This window comes from Mycobacterium kyorinense (assembly GCF_001672775.1).
Taxonomy (GTDB): domain Bacteria; phylum Actinomycetota; class Actinomycetes; order Mycobacteriales; family Mycobacteriaceae; genus Mycobacterium; species Mycobacterium kyorinense_A.
The window spans coordinates 25,136-48,383 of record NZ_LZKJ01000173.1; the positions used below are offsets into that span (position 1 = coordinate 25,136).

At 65.2% G+C, this 23,248-nt stretch carries 24 protein-coding genes; 16 read left to right on the forward strand and 8 right to left on the reverse strand.

Annotation, left to right across the window (positions count from 1 at the left end; translation table 11 throughout):
- Window positions 1-69 precede the first annotated feature (69 nt).
- Window positions 70-1,572: a sensor domain-containing protein gene (locus tag A5707_RS19090; RefSeq protein ID WP_065016014.1), complete on the forward strand. Its 1,503-nt coding sequence runs from the start codon at window positions 70-72 to the stop codon at window positions 1,570-1,572.
- A 32-nt stretch (window positions 1,573-1,604) separates the two neighbouring features.
- Here the strand turns inward: A5707_RS19090 and A5707_RS19095 are convergent, their stop codons facing one another.
- Both A5707_RS19095 and lon read right to left on the reverse strand, forming a co-directional pair.
- A complete protein-coding gene (locus A5707_RS19095; RefSeq protein ID WP_065016015.1) occupies window positions 1,605-1,985 on the reverse strand; it encodes a nitroreductase family deazaflavin-dependent oxidoreductase in 381 nt (126 codons plus the stop codon).
- A gap of 11 nt (window positions 1,986-1,996) precedes the next feature.
- On the reverse strand, window positions 1,997-4,318 hold the full coding sequence (gene lon, locus A5707_RS19100; RefSeq protein WP_065016016.1) for an endopeptidase La: 2,322 nt from the start codon (window positions 4,316-4,318) through the stop codon (window positions 1,997-1,999).
- A 196-nt stretch (window positions 4,319-4,514) separates the two neighbouring features.
- Between lon and A5707_RS19105 the strand changes: the two genes are divergently transcribed.
- The 5 genes from A5707_RS19105 (at window position 4,515) to A5707_RS19125 (ending at window position 8,128) form a co-directional block, all read left to right on the forward strand.
- The gene (locus A5707_RS19105; protein ID WP_232000767.1) at window positions 4,515-4,832 is read left to right on the forward strand and encodes a DUF2563 family protein; all 318 of its coding nucleotides are present in this window, start codon (window positions 4,515-4,517) and stop codon (window positions 4,830-4,832) included.
- Window positions 4,832-5,968: a hypothetical protein gene (locus tag A5707_RS19110; protein ID WP_419866448.1), complete on the forward strand. Its 1,137-nt coding sequence runs from the start codon at window positions 4,832-4,834 to the stop codon at window positions 5,966-5,968. Before A5707_RS19105 ends, A5707_RS19110 begins: the two co-directional genes overlap by 1 nt.
- Window positions 5,969-5,979: 11 nt before the next feature.
- Entirely contained in the window at window positions 5,980-6,543 is a 564-nt protein-coding gene (locus A5707_RS19115) for a hypothetical protein (protein WP_065016017.1), read from the forward strand.
- Entirely contained in the window at window positions 6,543-7,274 is a 732-nt protein-coding gene (locus tag A5707_RS19120) for a hypothetical protein (RefSeq protein WP_065016018.1), read from the forward strand. The genes A5707_RS19115 and A5707_RS19120 overlap by 1 nt, the downstream gene beginning before the upstream one ends.
- A gap of 188 nt (window positions 7,275-7,462) precedes the next feature.
- On the forward strand, window positions 7,463-8,128 hold the full coding sequence (locus A5707_RS19125; RefSeq protein WP_232000771.1) for a hypothetical protein: 666 nt from the start codon (window positions 7,463-7,465) through the stop codon (window positions 8,126-8,128).
- A gap of 70 nt (window positions 8,129-8,198) precedes the next feature.
- Here A5707_RS19125 and A5707_RS19130 read toward each other — a convergent pair whose 3' ends face one another.
- Window positions 8,199-9,710, reverse strand: coding sequence for an HNH endonuclease signature motif containing protein (locus A5707_RS19130; RefSeq protein WP_065016020.1), 1,512 nt, complete (start codon window positions 9,708-9,710; stop codon window positions 8,199-8,201).
- 142 nt (window positions 9,711-9,852) lie between these two features.
- Entirely contained in the window at window positions 9,853-11,130 is a 1,278-nt protein-coding gene (locus tag A5707_RS19135; protein ID WP_197495376.1) for an alpha-hydroxy acid oxidase, read from the reverse strand.
- On the opposite strand from A5707_RS19135, the gene A5707_RS19140 reads away from it, so the two are divergent.
- Window positions 11,118-11,549: a DUF1810 domain-containing protein gene (locus tag A5707_RS19140; RefSeq protein ID WP_065016021.1), complete on the forward strand. Its 432-nt coding sequence runs from the start codon at window positions 11,118-11,120 to the stop codon at window positions 11,547-11,549. The two genes, A5707_RS19135 and A5707_RS19140, sit on opposite strands and share 13 nt — an antisense overlap.
- Here the strand turns inward: A5707_RS19140 and A5707_RS19145 are convergent.
- The 3 genes from A5707_RS19145 to A5707_RS19155 are packed head-to-tail and all read right to left on the reverse strand — an operon-like array spanning window position 11,542 to window position 13,923.
- Entirely contained in the window at window positions 11,542-12,789 is a 1,248-nt protein-coding gene (locus tag A5707_RS19145) for an alpha-amylase family glycosyl hydrolase (protein ID WP_065016022.1), read from the reverse strand. The genes A5707_RS19140 and A5707_RS19145 overlap by 8 nt on opposite strands.
- A gap of 10 nt (window positions 12,790-12,799) precedes the next feature.
- Window positions 12,800-13,336, reverse strand: coding sequence for an alkyl hydroperoxide reductase (locus A5707_RS19150; protein ID WP_065016023.1), 537 nt, complete (start codon window positions 13,334-13,336; stop codon window positions 12,800-12,802).
- A complete protein-coding gene (locus A5707_RS19155; RefSeq protein ID WP_065016024.1) occupies window positions 13,336-13,923 on the reverse strand; it encodes a peroxiredoxin in 588 nt (195 codons plus the stop codon). Before A5707_RS19155 ends, A5707_RS19150 begins: the two co-directional genes overlap by 1 nt.
- Before the next feature lie 113 nt (window positions 13,924-14,036).
- On the opposite strand from A5707_RS19155, the gene A5707_RS19160 reads away from it, so the two are divergent.
- The 4 genes from A5707_RS19160 to A5707_RS19175 all read left to right on the forward strand — a co-directional run bounded on the left by A5707_RS19160 (window position 14,037) and on the right by A5707_RS19175 (window position 17,186).
- The gene (locus A5707_RS19160) at window positions 14,037-14,990 is read left to right on the forward strand and encodes a hydrogen peroxide-inducible genes activator (protein ID WP_065016025.1); all 954 of its coding nucleotides are present in this window, start codon (window positions 14,037-14,039) and stop codon (window positions 14,988-14,990) included.
- 24 nt (window positions 14,991-15,014) lie between these two features.
- On the forward strand, window positions 15,015-15,641 hold the full coding sequence (locus A5707_RS19165) for a PaaI family thioesterase (protein ID WP_065016026.1): 627 nt from the start codon (window positions 15,015-15,017) through the stop codon (window positions 15,639-15,641).
- 2 nt (window positions 15,642-15,643) lie between these two features.
- Entirely contained in the window at window positions 15,644-16,339 is a 696-nt protein-coding gene (locus A5707_RS19170; RefSeq protein ID WP_065016027.1) for an EthD domain-containing protein, read from the forward strand.
- A gap of 88 nt (window positions 16,340-16,427) precedes the next feature.
- Entirely contained in the window at window positions 16,428-17,186 is a 759-nt protein-coding gene (locus tag A5707_RS19175; RefSeq protein ID WP_065016067.1) for an enoyl-CoA hydratase/isomerase family protein, read from the forward strand.
- Between the two features lies 1 nt (window position 17,187).
- Here A5707_RS19175 and A5707_RS19180 read toward each other — a convergent pair whose 3' ends face one another.
- The gene (locus tag A5707_RS19180) at window positions 17,188-17,373 is read right to left on the reverse strand and encodes a (2Fe-2S)-binding protein (RefSeq protein WP_065016028.1); all 186 of its coding nucleotides are present in this window, start codon (window positions 17,371-17,373) and stop codon (window positions 17,188-17,190) included.
- Between the two features lie 301 nt (window positions 17,374-17,674).
- Between A5707_RS19180 and bfr the strand changes: the two genes are divergently transcribed.
- From bfr to A5707_RS19205, 5 genes are read left to right on the forward strand one after another with little or no spacing between them, the layout of a single operon-like run.
- Window positions 17,675-18,157 carry a bacterioferritin gene (gene bfr, locus A5707_RS19185; RefSeq protein WP_065016029.1) on the forward strand — a complete coding sequence of 161 codons (483 nt, stop codon included), beginning with the start codon at window positions 17,675-17,677 and terminating at the stop codon, window positions 18,155-18,157.
- 39 nt (window positions 18,158-18,196) lie between these two features.
- Entirely contained in the window at window positions 18,197-20,257 is a 2,061-nt protein-coding gene (locus tag A5707_RS19190; RefSeq protein WP_065016030.1) for an MDR family MFS transporter, read from the forward strand.
- Complete coding sequence (locus A5707_RS19195) at window positions 20,254-20,748, forward strand: carboxymuconolactone decarboxylase family protein (RefSeq protein WP_065016031.1); 495 nt, start codon at window positions 20,254-20,256, stop codon at window positions 20,746-20,748. Before A5707_RS19190 ends, A5707_RS19195 begins: the two co-directional genes overlap by 4 nt.
- A 10-nt stretch (window positions 20,749-20,758) precedes the next feature.
- A complete protein-coding gene (locus A5707_RS19200; RefSeq protein ID WP_065016032.1) occupies window positions 20,759-22,111 on the forward strand; it encodes a glutamine synthetase family protein in 1,353 nt (450 codons plus the stop codon).
- Between the two features lie 2 nt (window positions 22,112-22,113).
- Window positions 22,114-23,247 (forward strand): amidohydrolase family protein, encoded by a 1,134-nt coding sequence (locus A5707_RS19205; RefSeq protein WP_065016033.1) that lies wholly within the window; start codon window positions 22,114-22,116, stop codon window positions 23,245-23,247.
- Window position 23,248 lies beyond the last annotated feature (1 nt).

A 23,248-nucleotide genomic window follows, 5' to 3' on the forward strand; every position in this document is an offset into this window, starting at 1 on the left:
GATTTGGATGAGACATTTCGGCGCCCAAATGCGGAGAATCCCCGGACCCATTCGGCAGCGAGGAAGGTAATGCTGTTCGTCAGTTACGCCAGCCAGGACAGGGCTGCGATCAACCATCTTTTGACCACCTTGCGGCACGCTCGCCACCAGGTGTGGCTGGATGACGAGCTAGCTGGTGGCGAGGCCTGGTGGCGCACGATCTTGGAGCGCATTCGCGGCTCTGCGGTGTTCATCATCGCCTTGTCGAACAACTCGCTCGCATCCAAGCCCTGCAAGGCCGAGCTGCGTTATGCCGAGGCTCTTCGGCGGCCGATCCTTCCTGTTCAGATCGGCCCCGTGGATAGTGTGCGTGTGACTCCGCTGGCCGCCACGCAGATCTTCGACTACCGAGCCCCAACCCGGCAGGCCAACGCGAAGTTGCTCGCAGTGGTGCAGAAAAGGCAGGCAGAATTTGCCCCGCTGCCGTCGCCGTTGCCCGCCGAGCCACCGGTGCCATTCGCTTATCTGATGCGGTTGGCCTCCACCCTGGCCAGGCCGGAGCTCAACGGACAGCAACAGGCCGAGCTGGTATGGGAGCTGAAAACCAGACTCGACGAGGACCGCAACGATCCGAACGCATGCGAAGACATCACCCGGCTTCTGCGGCGGCTGCAGGAACGTCCGGATGTCACGTGGCGCATTCGTACGGAGATCGACGGTGTTCTGGCCTCGCTGGACGCCAACCTTCCGGTACTTGGCAGCGGAGCTGTCGGCCCACTGTTCTCGGGTCCGCTACCGGTCGTGAGGCCGTCGGCATTCTCGGGCCCGCAACCGGTCGTGACGCTGTCGGCTCATGACGTCCCGCCTGCCGAAAAACCTGGAACGGGCAGGACTCGCCGGCCGCGCAAGAAGTGGATTATCGCCGGTAGCGCCGGCTTAGCAGCCGCAGTCGCGATCGTGCTCGCGGTCGTGCTTACCGGCCCCAAACTCGATCCGTTGGACTCGATCCTGCTCAAGGACTCAGAAGTCAACGCCATCATGGGCACCTCCGAGATGAAAACCGTCGAAACCGGCAAGGAAGCGGTCAAGCAGAGCAGCTTGGTGAGGGTTTCGCAGCCCGACTGCATGGGTGCGCTCTATCCGGGCCTTGATCGGACGTATCAGGGGAGCGGGGTAAAGCAGCTGAGCTGGAAGGTGCTGGAGAAGCCGGGTGGCTTGCAGCGGGCCGGCGACAGGAACGATCACTTCGTCGACCAGGACGTGGCAGCTTTTGCACCAGGTTCCGAGCAGGCCGTCACGTTCGTTCAAAGTTCGGCGAAGCAATGGCAGGGCTGCGCGGGGCAAACCGTCACAGTGACCTATCCCGATCAGCGCAAGTACACCTGGAACTTCGGCGGCCTCACCGGCGAGGCGCCGACCATCTCCCAGCGCTACACCCAGATCGATAACCACGGCTTTGCGTGCCAGCGTGTGCTGAGCGCGGTGTCTACTTTCGTAATCGATGTCAAGGCCTGCGGGAACCACATCACGGACGAGGCCAGCCGGATCGCCGGGCAGATCGCCGCGAACGCGACCGAGCCGTTCAGCAAGTAACGGCATCTCTGCACCCGACGCCGGTGTCCGCGTCAGTCCAGGTCCACCCGGACGGTCAGCAGGTCGCTCCCCATCAGCCGGACCACGGCGCTGTTGAGCCCGGGCAGGCCACGCAATCGCTGGATCGGGTCGTCATCGGGCAGCAGGTGTGCGGTTCCGCTGCGCCATCGGCCGTGCACGCGCACCCGCACCGCAGGATTGGCCTTGATGTTCAGCACGTAATGGGAACGGTCGCCGTGTTCGGACACCATCCAGAACTGGTTGTCGATCACCCGGCCGCCGACGGCGGTGCGCCGCGGCTGACCGGTCTTTCGGCCAATGGTTTCCAGCATCGTCACCGGCAGTTGCCGGCCAACCGGGTTGACCACGAGGCGCTGGGCAGTGTGGACGATGCGCCGTTTGAGGTTGCTCACGCCCGCGCACGTTACGCCGCCGAGGCCACCGCCTTCTCGGCTGGTTCCAGCGCCAGCGCGACGATCTCGGCGACGTCGGTCATCGGCTTGACCTCCAGTGCTTCGAGCACCTCGGCGGGCACGTCGTCGAGATCCGGCTCGTTGCGCTGCGGGATGAACACTGTCGACAGACCTGCGCGCTGGGCAGCGAGCAGCTTCTGCTTGACGCCGCCGATGGGCAGCACCCGGCCGTTCAGCGTCACCTCGCCGGTCATCCCGACGTCGCCGCGCACCTGCCGCCCGGTGGCCATCGACACCAGCGCGGTCACCATCGTGACGCCGGCCGACGGGCCGTCCTTGGGCACCGCCCCGGCGGGCACGTGCACGTGAATACGCCGATCCAGTGTCTTCGGGTCGACACCCAATTCCGCGGCGTGTGAGCGCACGTAGGACAGCGCGATCTGCGCCGACTCCTTCATCACATCACCGAGCTGACCAGTCAGCTGCAGGCCAGGCTCACCGTCGTTGGCGCCGGCCTCGATGTAGAGCACATCACCGCCCAGCCCGGTGACCGCCAGACCGGTTGCCACGCCTGGCACAGCGGTGCGTTCGGCCGACTCCGGGGTGAACCGGGGCCGACCCAGGTAGCCGACCAGATCCGGCTCGTCGATGGTCACCGGCTCGGCCTCGTCGCTGAGCTTGGTGGTGACCTTGCGCAGCGCCTTGGCCAGCAGCCGTTCGAACTGCCGCACCCCGGGCTCCCGCGTGTAGTCGGCGGCGATCTTGCGCAGCGCCGCCTCGGTCACGCTGACCTCGTCGGCGGTCAGCCCGGCGCGGTCACGCTGGCGGGGCAGCAGGAAGTCGCGGGCGATGGCCACCTTGTCGTCCTCGGTGTAGCCGTCGATTTGCACCAATTCCATGCGGTCCAGCAGCGCCGACGGGATGTTCTCGATGACGTTGGCCGTCGCCAGGAAGACCACATCGGACAGGTCCAAATCCAGATCCAGGTAGTGGTCCCGGAAGGTGTGATTCTGTGCCGGGTCGAGCACCTCGAGCAACGCCGCCGACGGGTCACCCCGGTAATCCGAGCCGACCTTGTCGATCTCGTCAAGCAGCACAACAGGATTCATCGAGCCGGCTTCGCCGATGGCGCGCACGATGCGGCCGGGCAGCGCACCGACGTAAGTGCGCCGGTGGCCACGGATCTCGGCCTCGTCGCGCACTCCGCCCAACGCGACCCGGACGAACTTGCGGCCCAGGGCGCGGGCAATGCTCTCACCCAGCGAGGTTTTGCCGACGCCGGGCGGGCCGGCCAGCACCATCACCGCACCGGAGCCGCGACCACCGACGACGTGCAGCCCACGCTGAGCGCGACGCGCCCGCACCGCCAGATATTCGACGATGCGGTCCTTGACGTCGTCCAGGCCGTGGTGGTCGTCGTCCAGGATCTGGCGGGCGGCCTTCAGGTCGGTCGAGTCTTCGGTGGTGGTGTTCCACGGCAGCTCGAGCACGGTGTCCAGCCAGGTGCGGATCCAACCGCCCTCGGGGCTTTGCTCGCTGGCGCGTTCCAGCTTGCCGACCTCACGCAGCGCGGCTTCGCGCACCTTCTCGGGCAGCTCGGCGGCCTCGACACGAGCCCGGTAGTCATCGGAACCGTCGGGTTCGCCTTCGCCGAGCTCCTTGCGGATCGCGGCCAGCTGCTGTCGCAGCAGAAACTCCTTCTGCTGCTTTTCCATGCCGGAGCGCACGTCCTCGGCGATCTTGTCGTTGACCTCGACCTCGGCGAGGTGATCGCTAGTCCAATCGATCAGGACTCGCAGCCGCTCGGCGACATCTTCGGTCTCCAGCAGCTGACGCTTCTGCACGTCGGTCAGATACGACGCGTAGCCCGCCATGTCTGCCAGCGCCGACGCGTCGGTCAGCCGGTTGACCATGTCGACGATTTCCCATGCCTCGCGGCGCTGCAGCATTCCCAGCAGCAGCTTCTTGTAGTCCGCGGCCAGGGCGCGCGTTTCGTCATCGGGTTCAGGCTCGGCGACCTCGGTCACCTCGACCCACAGCGCCGCGCCCGCGCCCGTGGCCCCGGCACCAATGTGAGCCCGCTGCTCCCCGCGCACCACCGCGGCAGTGCCGCCGCCGGCGATGCGCCCGACCTGCAGAATCGACGCCAGCACCCCGTAGGAGGGGTAGCGGTCGTCGAGCCGCGGTGCAATCAGCAGCTTGCCCGATTCGCTGGCCCGGGCCGCGTCGACGGCAGTTCGAGCGGCCTCGTCGAGCGCGATGGGCACCACCATGCCGGGCAGCACGATCGGGTCACTGACGAATAGGACCGGCACTGTTTTGGCTTCAGCCATCAATCCTCCCAAAGTTAAGCCTGATGCGCTCAACCTCGGTGGCGGCGGGTTTGTTCCCGGAGGCTGGATTCGGGTAAGACGTCCGCCCAGCCGTTAATGACCCGCTGCTATTTCCCTGGAAGTTCACAGGTTCGGAGCCGGTAAGCTTTTCATCCGGGTTTGCAGCGAGGGGGAACGGGCCATGGCCGGACGGAGTATGGAAGTCGACACGGCGCATCTACATGCCGGTGCGGACCGGTGCAACGATGCAGGCCAGACAGCATTGGCTGCGGCGGGCAAGCTTGCTGGGAAGGAACCGGCGGCGGGGATGTTCGGCGATTTCGCCGAAGCCCACGAATTTCATGAGGCGGTCTCGGCGGCACACCAAAGCCACATTGAGCAGTTGCACGGCCATCACAGCGCACTGGGCGCTATTAGCGACGAAAGCCGTTCCGCCGCGCATGAATTCACCGCACGGGACGCTTCCACGGCCGACGCCCTGCGAGCTATTGAAACCGGTTTCGACACGCTCTGATGCCTCCGCCTCTGGGCCTGATCAACCTATCGGTCGGTGATTTGATCGCTGGGGCCGGCGGTGACCCTTGGAAGATGAACGACGAACTGCAGGCAGGCGACCCCGCCGCGATCAATAACCATGCAGACGCGTTCCACGCTGCGGCGGGTTCTGCCACCGAGGTCGAAGGCGACTTCCAGTCGGCCAAACAGCGTTTCGAGAAGGGCTGGAAGCACAACGGGACTGAGCATCCGATAAACGAGTCGGCCGAAGTCACCCGCGCCACTACGGCATTGCAACTGCAGAAGCCCCAATTAGCCAAGATCGCACTGGATTTGGAGACAGTCGCTGCAGGACTGGCCACCGCCCAACGGACCAGCGACGCTGACATCGCCGCTCTGGACGCCAAGTTGCACGAAATCGACGATGCGGTCACCGCGGCCAAAGCCAATGATCAGGACAGCCAATCTCTTCACAACGCGGCGGTGGAGGCGGTCCGGACCACTCTGGGCGAAATCCAAGGCGTTCGTGACGGCTATGTGGCCACCATGCAGTCAGCCCAGCCGACGATGGCGATCGTGAAAGCCTACGAGGACGGGGCCAACGAGGCCGGCGAGACACCAGGGCTGACTCCAACGAAGAGCGACGTGCTGATCGCGGCAGCCGGCGCGGTCTCAGGTGGGACCGCGGACGGCGTGCGTCAGGCGGCGCTCAAGTTGATCGCGGAGTCCCCTGGCACCGGGCCCGGGAAGGTTGACCCCGGCTTGTTGAGGTGGCTGGAGGACCCCAAGATCGGCGGCTTCGAGCTGAAAGGGTTGTCCCGCATGGGCGGGGTTGTCGCTGCGGCCAGCGCGGTACCCGCTGTCATGTCCGACATCCATGACGGAAACTCTGTCGCAGAGGCTGTTACTCGTGAGGGCGTGGGAACCGGTCTCGGGCTCGTGGCCGGCGCTATTGCTGGGGACATGGCAGCTGGTGCGTTGGCGGGTTCTGTCGTTCCGGGTGCGGGGACGGCGGTTGGTCTGGTAGTTGGCGCGGTCGTGGGAGCGGGCGCCGCCTTGGGGGCGTCCAAAGGCGTCGAAATGGTCTGGCATCCAGTCGCGGACGCGGTGGGCAGCGCGGCGCACAGCGTGGCAAAGGTATTTGGATTCGGGTAGGGCATTGGACAATGCGATTCGATGAGTTCGTGAAGGAGCACAACGTCGCGGTGTTCCCGGTCGACAGATTTGCCGGGTATGTCGTGGAGGTGGGCGTGCCGCCGGGCTGGGAACCCTTCGATTCTGCAACCGGAGTTCGGGTGTGGGTTTGTCGCACCGATCCGCGTATCACCGAGTTTTGCGCTAATGCGGTGTTGACGATGCACCGCGTCGAGGCTGCACTGGCTCCCGGAGACGTGTTCGCGATGCTGACCGAGCAGCAACTGCATTCCGTCCCGGGATGTCATGAATTGCACCGTGAACTGGCTGCAGCCACCGACGGCCCTGGCGGCGCGGGCGCACTCTTTACCCAGATCGCTAATGAGCTGGGCACCATCGATAGTGTGTCACGATCCCGAATCATCACAGCGGAACAGGAGACGTTGATCGCGCAACTGACGGTGACCGCGCTGCACGATTCACCCGTGGACCGAGCGCATATCTGGCTGTCCGTCCAGATTGGTGCGGCGGCAGATCCAGCATCCGCGGGCCACCACGGCGGCGCCCCGGTAACCGAAACGCGAGACCGTCACTGATGACAGGTAGCGGGGCGAAAAGCCGTTGGGGGCGGGCGCTGCGCTACACCTTCGGCGCAGTGCTGTGCCTGTTGACGGTGGTGGCCTCGCGGGCGGGGCTGCAATGGTACTGGTCTGTAGTGGTGCTGTGCGGCGCGTTCCTCATCATCGTCGGCAGGCGCCGAATTATTCGGGCGGGCGTCACCCGGACGGCCGACGAGATTGTGTGCCGCTACATTCCCTGGTATGAGGGAAACGCGTACTACTTGACCGTGCTGCTCCCGCTGACGGGAGTCGCCATGGTTGCAGCGGGAAACGATCCCGGTAATCCGGCGTGGCTTCGCTTCGGCGGCATCATCCTGCTGGTTCTGACGCCGCTATTCATGTATTCCTTCGTCCGTATGTGGCGGCGATGCCTTCTGTGCATCACCCCGTCGAGGTTGACCGTACGTTTAGGCACGCTCGGGGCTGAGTTGATTGAAATCGGGCGTGAGCGTATCGAGTCGATCGAACCGAAGTTGGTCCCGAATGGGCTAGGCGCCGAGTGGTTGCAAGTCGAGATTGCTTACCGCGCTCTGGATTTGAGCGGTGACGCGGGTGAGACTGTAGTGGTCGGCCTGGGGTTGACCGTTGAGCCGGTCAACCTGGTGAAGGCGCTCATGGCCTGGAAAGACGCCGCCAACGAAACCCCGAGCGCGCTGTTGGACCGGATCGAACGCATCCTTCGAGGCCGCGAAATGGCTGGCGTGTGACCCCCTCACAGGATCCCCCGCGTGAACCCGTGACCCACTGCAATCTCAACCGTGCAGCAAGTCCTGCATCTGCGGATCATCACCAGGAGGCCGGTAACCCAAATGAGAGACGGCCGGTGACGGCAGGTAGCGGGACGAAAGGCCGTTGGGGCCGGATAGTGCGCTACGCGTTTGGCGGTTCGCTGGGCATGCTGGCGGGGGTTAACCTCTTGATTGGGTCCCCTTGGTACCTATGCTTGGGTATTGCTGCGACCGCCCTCGTAATCATCCTCGGCAGGCGCCGGATTTTTCGGCCGGCCGTCAACCGGACGACGAACGAAATCGTCTGCCGCTACATTCCCTGGTTCGAGGGAAACGCTTATGTCTTGAACGTGCTGCTTCCTCTGCTGGGAGTGGCATCTATTGCGGCGGGGTCCGCGCCCGGAAATCCGGGGTGGCTTCGGATTACCGGCATCGTCCTGCTGGCCGTGACGCCGCTATTCACGTATTCAGCCGTCCGCATGTGGTGGCGATGCCTTCTATGCATCACGCCGTCGGCATTAGCCGTGCGTTTGGCCGGACCCAAGGATGAGTTGACCGAAATCCCCCGTACGCGTGTCGATTCGATCAAGCCCAAGATGGTCCCGAATGCGGTAAGCGGCGCCCAGTCGTTGCAAGTCGAGATTGCCTACCTGCCTGCGGAGTTGAGCAGCGAGACGCCCAGAACTGTCGTGGTGGGCCTTCAGCTGAGCGTGCAGCCGAATAACCTCCTCGACGCGCTCGTGGCCTGGAAAGACGCCGCCAACGACGATTCGACCAAGTTGTTGGACCGGATCGAGCGCATCCTTCGAGGCCGCGAAAAAGCTGGCATGTGACCGACTCGAAAGGTTCGAATCGGTGCGTGCAGGTGCTGCAGCAGTCGGTGCCGGGCGCCGTGAACCGCAATCAGAACGGTGGCGGTTCGTCGTCCGGATCGGGTGGGGGCAGGTTGAAGTAGCTCATACGCTCGCCTCGCCGTGCTGTGCGTGCATCGTGATTCTGCCTGCGTTCGGCGGCGATGCGGTGCGCGCGGTTTTGGGCGCGGGTGCGACGGCGTTTGGGCATCATCGCGGTGCGCTCACCGCAGTATTCATCCGGCAAGTCGGCTTCGATGGCCGGGATCCCGCCGGTGGAGTGGCACAAGCTGGGGAACAGCAGCGCACTGCCCGGAGTGGTCACATAAGTCCGCCCCGACGGGGAGGTCAGAATCAGTGTGCCGTCGGGCAACTGCTGCTCGCGCCAGCCCCAGAAAGTCTTCACCAAATGGTGTGTGCGGCAATAACATTTGAGGTTCGACGCATGCGTTGGCCCGCCAACCGCGTACGGAATCGTATGGTCAAGATCACACTCGCCTGCCGGCCGGTCGCAACCGGGCCAGCGACACGTCAAATCCCGACACCGCACAAAATCCGCCAGCGCCTTGGAGGGCACATACCCCGGCTCGGGTGGGGCATCCCCCGGATGAACCAACGGCACCAGCTTGGACGTTTTGGCCAACTCGGCAACCAGTTCGGGTGGGATGAGCCCATCGGCACCGATCTGCGAAGCCATTGCCGAGCCGCTGCCGGAGATCGCGGCCTGCTCGGCGATCACATGGATCACGACAGGCGTTGCAACAGGCCGCTTTCCCGCAGCACAATCAGATCGCCCACAGCGGCAACCGAGTCGATCAGCCCGTGCCGCAAGGGCACCCAACGCGTCAGCGCGGCGCTGATCGCGGGTACGCGGATCGTGCTCACACACCGTGGCCGCCATTGCATCCAATTGCTTGTCGAGCGCATGCGCATCGGAGGTCAGCAGGCTGCCATGAATCTCGGAAATACCCGAGTCGCCGTCGCCGATCCAAATCTCTCGACTGACCTGGCGCTCTTTGCGCCGCCGGACAGCATCCGCGTCGGCACGGCCCACAATCTTGTCAACTTGCCCGGCGAGCCGGCCCTGTGTCATTGACGGCCAGCGCGGCACGTTGACGGCGAGTTGCGCATCAACCGTCGCCATCACGTCGCGGTCGGTGATCAAATCAGTGCGAAACACAATCGTCTGGAACATCCGATAGTCGATGTCACCGGCCTTGAAGACCTCTGCCAGCTTCGGCAGTCGCTCGCGCATGGCCCGGGCATACCGCAGCCGACTTCCCGCCAGTGCCTGACTGATGCGCAGCGCCGCGGCGACCTCAGCGGTCACCGCCTCTTCAGTATCGACGGCCCACTCTTCGGTGTTGGAGCACCGCGATAAGCGGTAGCCGAACAGCTCCCCAATTGCGACCAGCTGGGCAGCGGCCGCCCGATTCTCCTCCCGCGCTGACGCGCAGATCCGGTCCACCAGCGCCGTCGACTGCGGCGTGGTCGACGGATGGCGCCGCTCAAACAGCTCATCAAACCGTGCGATCACCTCGGCCCGCGTCGCCTCATCGAACATACATTCGATTCTAGCAGACTCCACTGACTCATACTTTTCGGCAGGGTCGCCAAGTTATAGATGCAGGCGGCCAGGGCTGAAAGGATGTGAGGCTCGTGGTGCGGTCGCGACGCACGAAGATTCCGGCCGAGGAAAAGACCAACTACTCCGACACCACCGGCGGTTCGATGGGCACCAACCGCCGCAATTGCGTGACGTGCGACGGCGATAGCTCCTCCAGGCAGGTGACACCGAGCAGCCGCATAGTTCGGGTCAGCTGGCCGGACAGGATTTCGATGGCACGCTCGACGCCCGCTTCACCACCTGCCATCAGTCCGTATAGATAAGCCCGCCCGATCAGCGTGCAGCGTGCGCCCAGCGCCACCGCGGCCACGATGTCCGCGCCGGACATGATCCCAGTGTCCAGCAGGATCTCGGTGTCGCGGCCAAGCTCTCGCGCGACCACGGGCAACAAATGAAACGGCACCGGTGCTCGATCAAGTTGGCGGCCCCCGTGATTGGACAACACGATGCCGTCGGCGCCGACGTCGACCGCGGCGCGGGCGTCTGCCACCGTTTGGATACCTTTCACGACGAGCTTGCCCGGCCACTGCGTTTTGATCCAGGCCAGATCCGCGAAGGTGACGCTCGGGTCGAACATGGTGTCCAGGTATTCGCCGACGGTGCCCGACCACCGATCCAGCGACGCGAAGGCCAGCGGTTCGGTTGTCAGCAGATCGAACCACCAGTGCGGGCGGGGCAGCGCGTCGAGCACGGTCCGCAGGGTCAACGTCGGCGGGATCGTCATTCCGTTGCGGGCGTCGCGCAACCGCGCACCGGCAACCGGAACGTCGACGGTGACCAGTAGGGTGTCGAACCCCGCCTGAGCGGCCCGATCCACCAACGCCATCGACCGGTCCCGATCCCGCCACATATACAGCTGAAACCATTTGCGGCTCTGCGGAATAACTGCAGCTACATCTTCAATCGCGGCGGTGCCCAGGGTGGAGAGCGAGAACGGAACACCAAAGCGCGCCGCGGCGCGAGCACCGGCGAGCTCACCTGCGGTATGCATCAACCGGGTGAACCCCGTCGGCGCGATGCCGAACGGCAAGGCTATCGGCGCGCCGAGCACCGGCCAGTCGGTGCGCACACTGCTGACGTCGCGCAGGATCGCCGGATGAAATTCGATGTCGCGGAAGGCTTGCCGCGCGCGCTCGATCGACAGCTCGTCCTCGGCAGCGCCGTCGGTGTAGTCGAACGCAGCCCTGGGGGTACGCCGCTGGGCGATACGCCGCAAATCGTGGATGGTCAGCGCCGCATCGAGCCGGCGTTGAATACGGTCGAACCGGGGCTTGCGGAAGCGGATCAGCGGCGCGAGGTCACCGATCTTCGGCACCCGCCGCGCAACTGTGCGACGGTGGTGAGATGACGTCCGCACGTGATCCCTTCGATCTGCAGCGCTTCGTCGACGCGCAAGCTCGGGTCTATCACACCGTCGTCGAAGAGTTGCGTGCCGGCCGCAAACGCAGTCACTGGATCTGGTTCATCTTTCCCCAGCTGGCAGGACTTGGCAGCAGCCCGACTGCCGCAAAGTATGCGATCTCCTCGCTGGACGAAGCCCAGGCCTACCTGCACCACCAGGAGCTCGGCCCGCGGCTGCACGAGTGCGCGCAGCTGGTCAACGGCATCGGCGGCCGCTCGATCGCCGAGATCTTCGGGTCACCCGACGACCTCAAGGTCCGCTCGTCGATGACGCTGTTCGCCCGCGCCACCGACGACAACCGGGATTTCGTCGCGCTGCTGGACAAGTACTACGACGGACAACAAGATCCGCTGACGGTGGAGCGACTCAGATAGGCCGCAGGATCCGCCAGCCCTGCGGTTCGACCACCGCGATGTCGACGATCTCTTCCGGCGGAGCCCCAGATCCGGCCACCACCTGTGCGCGCGGCACCCTGGCCTCCAGCGGCGCGTCATCGATGTTCAGCACGACGATCAGAGCGTCGTCACCGTGGTGGGTCCGATAAACGTAGTGCCGGTTGTCCAGCAGCAGGGCGGTCGTGGATGCGGCGTGCAGCCACGGGTGGCGGCGCCGCAGCCCGATCAGATATTGGTGCAGCGCCCACATCTTGGCGCTGTCTGCATCCAGAGGTACTGGGGGAGAGCCGAATTCGGGCCGTACCGCGTCGTCGCCGCCGAACCGCTCCTCTTTGACGCCGCGGTAGCCGAGCTCGTCACCGGCATACACGCTCGGAATACCGCCGACGGTCATTAGCAGCACCAGCGCGTGAGTTACGTGATCAGGATGCTCGAGTTGACTGACAATACGAGTGACGTCGTGGTTGCCGATGAAGGTCAGCGGCGCGAAACTGCCCAGGAACTCGTTGTGCCGCTGGAGCGCCCAGTCCAATTCGTAGAAGTTGCCGTCGTTGAGGCTGCTCCAGATGGCTTTCCACAGCTCGTACTGGGTGGCCGAGTCGAAGCCGGCGTCTGCGACCACCGCCGCGTAGTCCCCGTGGATAAGCTCTCCGACGAACCACGCCTCCGGATGCTGACGGCGCACTCGCGGAAGTACAGCGGCCCAAAAACCAGACGGCACAGCATAAGCCGCATCCAGGCGCCAGCCGTCGGCACCGCGCTCCAGCCAGTGGGACATGACCTCGACAACGTAGTCGACGACCTCGGCGTTGTCGTGGTTCAGCGTGGTGAGATCGCCGTGGCCCTCGAAGCTGTAGTCACGAAACCACTCCTGGTGATCGCGCGGGAAGTCCGGACCGACATGGTTGAACACCCCGTCGAGCAGGATTCGCAAACCGCGCCGACGCGCCTCGGCGACAAGGATGTCGAAATCGTCGTCGTCGCCGAGGCGCGGGTCGATGCGGTAATGATCGGTCGTGTCGTAGCCGTGCGTGCGTGAGGCGAAAACCGGGCCCAGCGCAATCCCGGACGCGCCCAACTCGATGGCATGGTCGAACCACTCGGCGATCCGTCGCAGCCGGTGCTCCTCCGGCGCGGGCGGCTGATCACCCGGGAACGCTCCGACGAAGCCCAGCGGGTAGATCTGCCACCAGATCACATGCTCGACCCAGTCGGCCACGCCGTCAAAGTTACCCGGCCGCCGCCAGCGTCCGGGCAGAGGTGATCGCCTGAGCCACGCCGGCAACGATGGAGGCCGCCTTCAGCGCCTCGAAAATCGCCTCCCGGTCCACCCCGGCTTCCCGCAGCGTGTGCTCGTGCGCGGTGACGCAATGCCCGCACCCGTTGATCGACGACACCGCAAACGACCACAGCTCAAAGCTGGCTTTGTCCACACCCGGATTGCCGATGATGTTCATCCGCAACCCGGGGCGCAAGTCGTCGTAGGCGCCGTCGAGGAAGCCGCGGCCACGATAGAAGACATTGTTCATGCCCATGATCGATGCGGCGCCCAACGCCGCCTGGTAGGCCTCAGCCGACAGATAGTCCGCGGCCTCGGCACCGATCTCGGTCAGCACCTCGGCATTTCGGGTCGCCGCGGCGCTGGCCAGCAACGTGCCCCACAACTGCTCCTCGGTGAGCGCGGTGGTGCGAGTGATCGACCCCAGGTTGAGTTTGAGGTCCTTGGCGTACTCCGGCAGTGCGGTTTTCAGGTTCTCGATACTCATCAGGCAGACTTCTTCAGCTCTTCGCCGGCGTCGATCGTCGGGTCACCCTTGCGCCAGTTGCAGGCGCACAACTCGTCGGACTGCAGGGCATCGAGCACCCGCAGCACCTCGTCGACATTGCGGCCCACCGAGCCGGCGGTCACGGAAACGAACTGGATCTCGTTGTTGGGGTCGACGATGAACGTCACCCGGTCGGCGACGCCCTCGTCGTTGAGCGCTCCGGTGGCCTCGACGAGTTCACGCTTGATGTCGGACAGCATCGGGAACGGCAGCTTCTTGAGATCCTCGTGCTGGGCGCGCCACTGGAAGTGGACGAACTCGCTGTCCACCGAGACTCCCAACACCTTGGTGTCGCGGTCCTCGAACTCGTCGTTCAGCTTGCCGAACGCGGCGATCTCGGTCGGGCACACGAAGGTGAAGTCCTTCGGCCAGAAGAAGATCACGCGCCACTTGCCCGGGTCGTCGTCGTTGGTGATCGTGGTGAAGTAGTCCTCGGGCTGCTTGGCGTTGACCTTCGACAGATCACCACCGATCAGCGCGGTGAGCTCGTAGGCGGGAAACTGATCGCCGATTGTCAGCAGTGCCATGGTCACTCCTTTGATCAAGATCGGATTTACTCTCCAACTTTTTTGGACTCGATCCAATTGTGACCCAACCAAACCTTAAAGTAAAGGTGATATTTCCCACTATACTGATAGGTATGACCGATAAGAGTTATCAACCCACCATCGCCGGTCTACGGGCCTTCGTCGCAGTGGCGGAAAAGCAGCACTTCGGTACTGCCGCAAGCACTCTCGGTGTCAGCCAGTCGACGCTGTCACAGTCCTTGTCGGCACTGGAAGCCGGTCTTGGCGTCCAGCTCGTCGAGCGATCAACCCGGCGCGTCTTCTTGACAACCGAGGGCCGGCATCTGCTGCAGCAAGCTCAGAGCGTGATCGAAGCGGTCACCGCGTTCACCGCAGCGGCGGCAGGCACCGCGGATCCGCTGCAGGGCACCATGCGGCTGGGCCTGATTCCGACGGTGGCCCCCTACGTGCTGCCGACGGTGCTGGCCGGACTGACCGAGCGGTTGCCCGCGCTGACCCTGCGAGTGATCGAGGACCAAACCGAGCGGCTGCTGATGTCACTGCGCGAGGGCGCGTTGGATGCGGCGCTGATCGCGTTGCCTGCCGAGACCAGCGGTGTCACCGAGATCCCGATATACGACGAAGACTTCGTGCTCGCCCTGCCGCCGAGCCACCCGTTGGCGGGCAAGCGACGGGTGCCGCCCGCGGCGCTGGCCCAGCTGCCGCTGCTGCTCCTCGACGAGGGCCACTGCCTGCGCGACCAGGCCCTCGACGTCTGCCGCAAGGCCGGGGTGCGCGCCGAGTTGGCCAACACCCGCGCCGCGTCGCTGGCCACGGCCGTCCAGTGCGTCACTGGAGGATTGGGCGTGACGCTGATCCCGCAGAGCGCGGTGTCGGTCGAGGCCAGCCGCAGTCAGCTCGGATTGGCACAGTTCGCAAATCCCCGCCCGGGCCGACGGATCGGCCTGGTGTTCCGGTCCTCCAGCGGCCGCGAAGCGCCGTATCGGCAGCTGGCTCAAGTCATCGGGGAGTTGGTCAGCGCCGAGAGCCCGGTGCGCGTCGTTCGCCACCCCGCCGCGACCACGTAGCAGGAACATGTTCTAGTTGCAGTCATGCTGGACTTCACCTTGGAGAACATCAGCGTCGAGGACCTCGAACGGCTGCGGGCCATCTATGAGCCGCTCACCCAATCGGTGCGCGAGCTGATTGACGCCACCATTCGCACCGAAGTCGACGCCGATGCCGTCGCTGCGGCCAAGAACGAAATCGATTCGGCCACCGCGCGTTTACGCAGCAAGCAGGTGGACGGCGCCTTCGGTGTGCGCTACCTGTCCAGCGGCGAGCAGATGGCGTGGGGAAACGTCGTCATCGGGACGCGCAACCCCATCGCCCCACCACTGGACATCCAGCACGACCTATCGGGCAGGGCGTGGTGCGATTTCGACCTCGGCGCCGCCTATGAGGGCCCACCCGGCCACGTGCACGGCGGCGTGGCCGCGCTGGTTCTCGATCACCTGTTGGGCGAAGCCGCCAGCGACGGCACCAACCCGCGCCTGACCGGGACCATCACCCTGCGCTATGTGCGGGCTACCCGGCTGGGCCGATTGCACGCCGAGGCGACCACCACCCGCGTGGAGGGCGTGAAGACGTTCGCGACAGGCTTTCTCGCCGACGACGAAGGCGTCACCGTGGAAGCCGAGGGCGTGTTCATTCAGCCGCGGTGGGCGCGGGAGTCGTAGCGATGGAAAAAGTAGTGGCGGTGCTGCGGGCCGCCGACCGCGACGACGACTGGTGCGCCCGCCAGCGGGGACCAGTCGCCGACGCCATCCTGCGCCTTGGCGTTGCTGGGCTGGCCGTCAATGTGCGCGACAGCGCGGTGCGGGACTCGCTGATGACACTCACGACCTTCGACCCGCCGGTGGCCGCAGTGGTCAGCATCTGGGCCCAGCAGTGCTACGGCGACCAGATCACCGCCGCGCTGACCATGCTGGACGCCGAGTGCGAAAAGCTCGCCGGATATCTGGTCACCGAGTCGGTCCCGCTAAAGGCCCCGCTGGAGCTCGGCTCTCGCACAACGGGTTTGGCCAACATCGCGCTCTTGCGCCGACCGGCCGGGCTGGACCAGGACAGCTGGCTGGCTCGCTGGCAGCGCGACCACACACCGGTGGCGATCGACACCCAGGCCACCTTCGGCTACACCCAGAACGCGGTGGTGCGTGCCCTGACGCCAGACGCGCCGCCCATCGCGGGCATTGTCGAGGAGTTGTTCCCGATCGAGGCGGTCACCGACCTGAGAGCCTTCTTCGGTGCCGCCGACGAGGACGATTTGCAGGACCGGGTGAGTCGGATGATCGCCAGCACATCGGCGTTCGGGGCCAACGAGAACATCGACACCGTGCCGACGAGTCGGTATGTGCTCCGATCGCCGTTTCTGTGATCGCGAAACAGAAGCCAGGGCTGTCGCCGAAGGCGACGCCACAACCATGGCTTCTGCCTCGCGGATGCTCCCCGGTTACGCTGCAGCCGTGACATTGCAGATCGACGACGAGAACAAGGTTCGCACGCTGACCTTGAACCGGCCCGACGCGCTCAACGCGTTCAACGAGGCGCTCTACGACGCCACCGCTGAGGCGCTCCTGGCCGCCGCCGACGACCACGACGTCGCGGTGGTGCTGTTGACCGGGGCGGGGCGCGCCTTCAGCGCCGGAACCGATCTGGGGGAGATGCAGGCCAGAGTCACCAACCCGGACTTCACGCCGGGAAAGCACGGCTTCACCGGGCTGATCGACGCGCTGAGCGCGTTCCCCAAACCACTGATCTGCGCGGTGAACGGCGTCGGGGTCGGCATCGGCACCACCATCCTGGGCTACGCCGATCTGGCTTTCATGTCTTCGACTGCGCGACTGAAGTGCCCGTTCACCAGCCTTGGGGTGGCACCGGAGGCCGCGTCGTCGTATCTGCTGCCGCAGCTGGTCGGCCGGCAGAACGCCGCCTGGCTGCTGATGTCCTCGGAATGGGTGGACGCCGAGGAAGCGCTGCGGATGGGTCTGGTCTGGAAGGTGTGCGAGCCGTCGGATCTGCTCGCAGACGCGCGTCGGCACGCGGAAATCCTTGCCTCCCGCCCGATTTCGAGTCTGATGGCGGTCAAGCACACCATCGTCGAACCGGTCCGCCCTGAAATCGCAGCGGCAAGCGCGCGCGAGAACGCCCACTTCGCCGAATTGATGGGCACTCAGGCCAACGCCGCGGCGCTGGCGGATTTCACCGGCCGCCGCAGCGGTTGAGTTAGCGCGCGGCGCTGGTTTCCAACTGCGCGGCAGCCTCGATAATCGCCCGCAGGTTGTGGCGGCAACGCCCGCAGTCCGCGCCTGCCCCGCAGGCCGCGGCCACTTCCTTGGAGGTTGACGCGCCGCACGCAACGACGTCGGCCACCGTCTGGCTGGTGGCCCCGACGCAGAGGCACACGTACATCAACCCACCCCCGCCGAACGGGCGGAGGGACCGGACTGAACAGGCCTCATGTTAGTGCAGTCTAACCTAAGTTGGTTAGTGGAGTCTAACCTAACCTGCAGGCGTGTTGAGCTGCGGTTTTACCCCCGGTCAGGCGCTGACAGCCAGCCGGCGCCCGCAACGCGCCGACGCCGGACAAATCATCGCGCCGGCGGCTCTACGCTGCATTAGATTGAATTCGGCATGACGTGTCGGGGGTTACAGCCCAACCCCTGACAGCCTCACGCAGCCCGACACTGACAGCTTGAAATAAGGAGCGATCATGCAAGGTGATCCCGATGTTTTGCGCCTGCTCAACGAACAATTGACCAGTGAGCTCACCGCGATCAACCAATACTTCCTGCACTCGAAGATGCAAGAAAATTGGGGCTTTACCGAACTGGCGGCCCACACCCGCGCAGAGTCGTTCGACGAAATGCGCCACGCAGAGATGGTGACCGATCGCATTTTGCTGCTCGACGGTTTGCCCAACTACCAGCGCATCGGGTCGTTGCGGGTTGGCCAGACGCTGCGCGAACAATTCGAGAGCGACTTGGCGATCGAATTCGATGTGCTGAACCGTCTCAAGCCCGGCATCGTCATGTGCCGCGAGCGACAAGACACCACCAGCGCGCAAATTCTGGAGAAGATCGTCGCCGACGAAGAAGATCACATCGACTACCTGCAAACGCAACTGGAGCTGATGGATAAGCTCGGCGAGGCGCTCTACGCCGCGCAGTGCGTCGCTCGCCCGCCCACCACGTAAGCCGTCCAGGCGGCCTCGGGCCCCGATGGAAAGGCAGGCATGACCGCAGCGACGGCGACGTCAGCCGCGGAAGCACCGCAGGGCAGCACGCTTGTCAGCCCGCGACGACGCAACCTGATCTTTCTGGCGATCGTGCTGGGGATGCTGCTGGCAGCGCTCGACCAGACCATCGTGGCGACCGCGCTGCCGACCATCGTCGCCGACCTCGGCGGAGCCGGTCACCAGTCGTGGGTGGTCACCAGCTATCTACTGGCCTCGACGATCGTCACCGCCCTGGTGGGCAAACTGGGCGACCTTTTCGGCCGCAAAGCGGTATTCCAAGCCGCCGTAGTGTTTTTCGTCGTCGGCTCGGTGCTGTGCGGCCTGTCCCACACAATGGTCATGCTGGTGGGTTCCCGGGCGCTGCAGGGCATTGGTGGCGGCGGTCTGACCGTCACCGCCACCGCGCTGATCGGTGAAGTCATCCCGCTTCGGGAACGCGGCCGCTATCAGGGCGCGTTGGGGGCGGTATTCGGTGTCACCACGGTCGTCGGGCCACTGCTGGGCGGCTATTTCACCGACCACCTGACCTGGCGATGGGCGTTTTGGATCAACGTGCCGGTATCGGTGGTGGTGTTCTTCGTGGCCGCCGCGACCATCCCCGCGCTGGCCGAACGCGCCAAACCCGTCATCGACTACATCGGCATTGTTTTCGTCGGTCTCGGCGCCGCCGGCTTGACGTTGGCCACCAGCTGGGGCGGCACCACATACCCGTGGGGGTCCGCGACGATCATCGGCCTGTTCGTGGGCTCCGCCGTCGCGCTGGGCATTTTCGTGTGGGTGGAAAGCCGGGCCGCCGCGCCGATCCTGCCGACCCGGCTCTTCGCCAGTCCGGTCTTCACCGTGTGCTGCATCCTGTCGTTCGTCGTCGGCTTCGCGATGCTGGGCGCGCTGACCTTCCTTCCTACTTATATGCAGTTCGTCGACGGCGTCTCGGCAACAGCCTCGGGGCTTCGCACGCTGCCGATGGTGGTCGGCATGTTGACCACGTCGATGACCAGCGGCATCCTGGTCGGCCGAACCGGGCGCTACAAGGTTTTTCCGATCGCCGGGACGGCGGTGATGGCGGTGGCATTCGTGTTGCTGTCCCGGATGGGCCCGTCGACGTCGGCGGTGCTGCAGTCGCTGTACCTGGTCATCCTGGGCGCCGGTATCGGATTGTGTATGCAAGTGCTGACGCTCATCGTGCAGAACACCTCGAGTTTCGACGACCTCGGCGTCGCCACCTCGGGTGTGACGTTCTTCCGCACGATCGGCAGTTCGTTCGGCGCCGCGATCTTCGGTTCGCTGTTCACCAATTTCCTGCAGGACAGGATGGGACCGGCCTTGCAGGCAAGCCGAGCGCCCGCCGCGGCGGCGAGTTCGCCGGCGGTGTTGCACCGGCTGCCGCCTGAGGTCGCTGCGCCGATCGTGACCGCCTACTCCGACTCACTGTCCATGGTCTTTTTGTGGGCGGCACCGGTGGCAGTGGTGGGATTTGTGTTGGCGCTTTTCCTCCGTGAGATTCCATTGCGCGACATCGGAAACAACGCCGCCGATCTCGGCGACGGATTTGCGATGCCGACTGCGCAGTCACCCGACGAGCTGCTGGAGGCCGCGATCGGGCGCATGCTGCAGGGCGCTCCCGGAATGCGACTGCGCAGCATCGCGATGCGGCCCGATTGCCCGCTGGATGCGGCCGGACTGTGGGCCGTCTTGCGGATCCACCGCTATGCGCGGCTGTTCGGGTCGGCACGGCTGACCGATATCGGCGACGACTTGGGGGTGCCCTACGAAGTCCTCGAGCCCGTCTTCGACGGCGTGGTCCGCGCCGGCTACGCCGCACGCGACATCGACCGCTTGTGGCTCACCGCGTCTGGTGTCCGACAGGTCGACTTCGTGTCCAATCTGATCCGTGACTGGATCGTCGACAAACTGACCCGGGCCCCCGGATTCCAGGGCCGACCGGACCGAGCCCAGGTCGAGGCCGCCCTCGACCGGATCTCCCACCGGGTTGTCGCCCAACGTGATTGGCACGAGGGTCGAGCGCAGCCGGCCATCGGCGCTAGGATCTCGCCATGAGCCGAATCGGAGCATTCGCTGACGACGACCTGGCCGGCTGGTTCGTGAAATCTCCCGAACTCGGCGGTGCCATCGGCGCGTTCAGCGACGCCGTCTACAACCGCAACCGCCTGCCGATGCGCACGCGCGAACTCGCGCGCGTCGTGATCGCCCACGACAACGAATGCGCGGTGTGCCTCAACACCCGCGACGGCGACGGGCCGGCCGCCGGTGTGGACGAAGAGCTCTACGACCACGCGTTGGAATGGCGCACCTGGCCGGGCTACAGCGAACAGGAGCGACTGGCCGCCGAATTCGCGCACCGATTCGCCACCGAACACACCGTGTTGCGCGACGACGAAGACTTCTGGGCCCGCGCCAGCGAGCACTTCTCCGAGGAACTGCTGACCGACCTGGCGCTGTCGTGCGCGCTGTGGGTCGGCATGGGGCGAGTGCTGCGCACGTTGGACATCGGCCAAACCTGCAAGTTCACCTTGCCCAGCCGGGCCTGACCCTCGACGCGTGACCACCACTCCGCTTGCCGCCGCGGCGATCGCCCAGTTGGAGGCCAAAGGGGTGGACGTCGTCATCGGCACCGCGGTCAACCCGGCCGGGCTGATGCAGGCCAAGGCCGTGCCGATACGACGGTCCAACGCCTTCGCCGACCCCGGTTTGGGCGCCAGCCTGGTTTGGCATGCCTTCGCTATCGACCACAGCGGCATCGCCTTCAGCGACAACATCGGCGTGGTCGGCGATCACCGCGTCAGGATCGACTTGTCGGCCTTACGGGTCATCGGGGACGGGTTGGCGTGGGCGCCGGCGGGGTTTTTCGAGCAGGACGGGACACCGTTTCCCGGCTGCAGCCGCGGCACCCTGACGCGTGTCGAGGCCGCGCTTGCCGAGAACGGCATCGAGGCGGTGGTCGGCCATGAAATCGAATTCGTCCTGGTCACACCCGACGGCAACCGGCTGCCGTCGACGATGTGGGCACAGTACGGGCTTGCCGGTGTGCTTGAGTTCGAGGCGTTCGTGCACGACGTCATTGCGACGGCGACCGCGGCCGGTGTCGGAATCGAGCAGTTTCACCCCGAGTACGGCGTCAACCAGTTCGAGATTTCGCTGACACCGCAATCACCGGTGGAAGCGGCCGACCAACTGGCGCTGTGCCGCATCATCATTGGCCGGGTGGCGCGCCGACATGGGCTGCGGGTCAGCCTGTCACCGGCACCGTTCGCCGACAGCGTGGGATCTGGTGCCCATCAGCATTTTTCATTGTCCAATGCCGAGGGCCCACTGTTCTCCGACGGTTCTGCGGCCCACGGCATGACGCCCGCGGGCGAAAACGCGTTGGCGGGCCTGCTTCGCGGCCTACCCGACGCCCAGGCCATCCTGTGCGGATCGATCGTGTCCGGACTGCGGATGCGGCCCGGCAATTGGGCGGGCGCGTACGCCTGCTGGGGCGCCGAGAACCGGGAAGCAGCCGTTCGATTCATCCGCGGCGGACCGGCCAACCCGTACGGCGGAAACGTGGAGGTGAAAGTCGTTGACCCGTCGGCCAACCCGTACTTTGCCTCGGCGGCGATCCTCGGGTTGGCGTTGCACGGAATCAGGAAAAAGACCACACTGCCACCGGAAACCACTGTGGATCCCGCGACGCTGTCCGACGCGTACCGCGACCACGCGGGTATCGTGCGACTGCCCGAATCACAAGCGGAAGCGATTGCCGCACTTGACGGTTCAACTCGGCTACGAAGAATCCTCGGTGATCTGGCCGTGGACCTGGTTGTCGCGGTGCGCCGATTGGAGGACCAGCGCTACGCCGGTTTGGACCCTGAAGAGCTGACGGCGAAGTTCCGCATGGCCTGGAGCGTCTGACAATGCCCGCCGCCGGCGACTCTGCGCTGGCGCGCCAGATCGCCGAGGTGCCGTTGATCGATCAGCATGTCCACGGCTGCTGGCTTGCGGCGGGGGACCGGCGGCGGTTCGAAAACGGCCTGAACGAGGCCAACACCGAACCGCTTGCCGATTTCGATTCTGGATTCGACTCGCAGCTCGGATTTGCCGTCCGCGCCCACTGCGCGCCGCTCCTCGGCTTGGCCAAACACGCTGAGGCAGATGACTATTGGCAGCGCCGCAGCCAATTCAGCGAACTCGATTTGGCCCGGCTTTTCCTGCCCGCCGCCGGGGTCACCCACTGGCTGGTAGACACCGGTTTGGAGGGAGTCGCCGGCGTCGACCAACTCGCCGAGCTGTCCGCAGGTCGCGCACGTGAGGTGGTTCGCCTCGAGCAGGTGGCCGAGCAGGCAGCGCAGGCCCCGGGTGACTATGCGACGGCGTTCGAAGAGATTCTGCATCGGCGTGCGGCGAACGCGGTCGGCACCAAGTCCGTGCTCGCTTATCGCGGGGGATTCGACGGCGACCTCACTGAGCCTACGGCCGCGCAGGTCGCCGAGGCCGCCGCCCGGTGGCGGGACAGCGGTGGCGTTCGGCTCTCCGACCGGGTGCTGTTGCGGTTCGGGCTGCATCAGGCGCTGCGGCTGGGCAAGCCACTGCAATTGCATGTCGGCTTCGGCGACCGCGACTGCGATCTGCACAAGACCAATCCGCTGTATTTGCTCGATTTTCTGCGCCAGTCCGGTGACACTCCGATCGTGCTGCTGCATTGCTATCCCTACGAGCGGGAAGCGGGCTATCTGGCGCAGGCCTTCAACAACGTCTACCTCGACGGCGGGCTGAGCATCAACCATCTGGGTGCCCGGGGGCCCGCGTTCATCGCCCGGTTGCTGGAGCTGGCGCCGTTCCGCAAGATCGTCTATTCCTCGGACGCTTTCGGGCCGGCAGAGTTGCACTTCCTCGGCGCCATGCTGTGGCGCAACGGTATTCACCGGGTACTCAGCCGTTTCGTGGCCGACGGCGACTGGAGCGAGTCCGACGCCACCCGGGTGGTCGATGTGATCGCATACGCCAATGCGGCCCGCATCTACCAGCTTGATGCCGCCGACCGGGTATAAG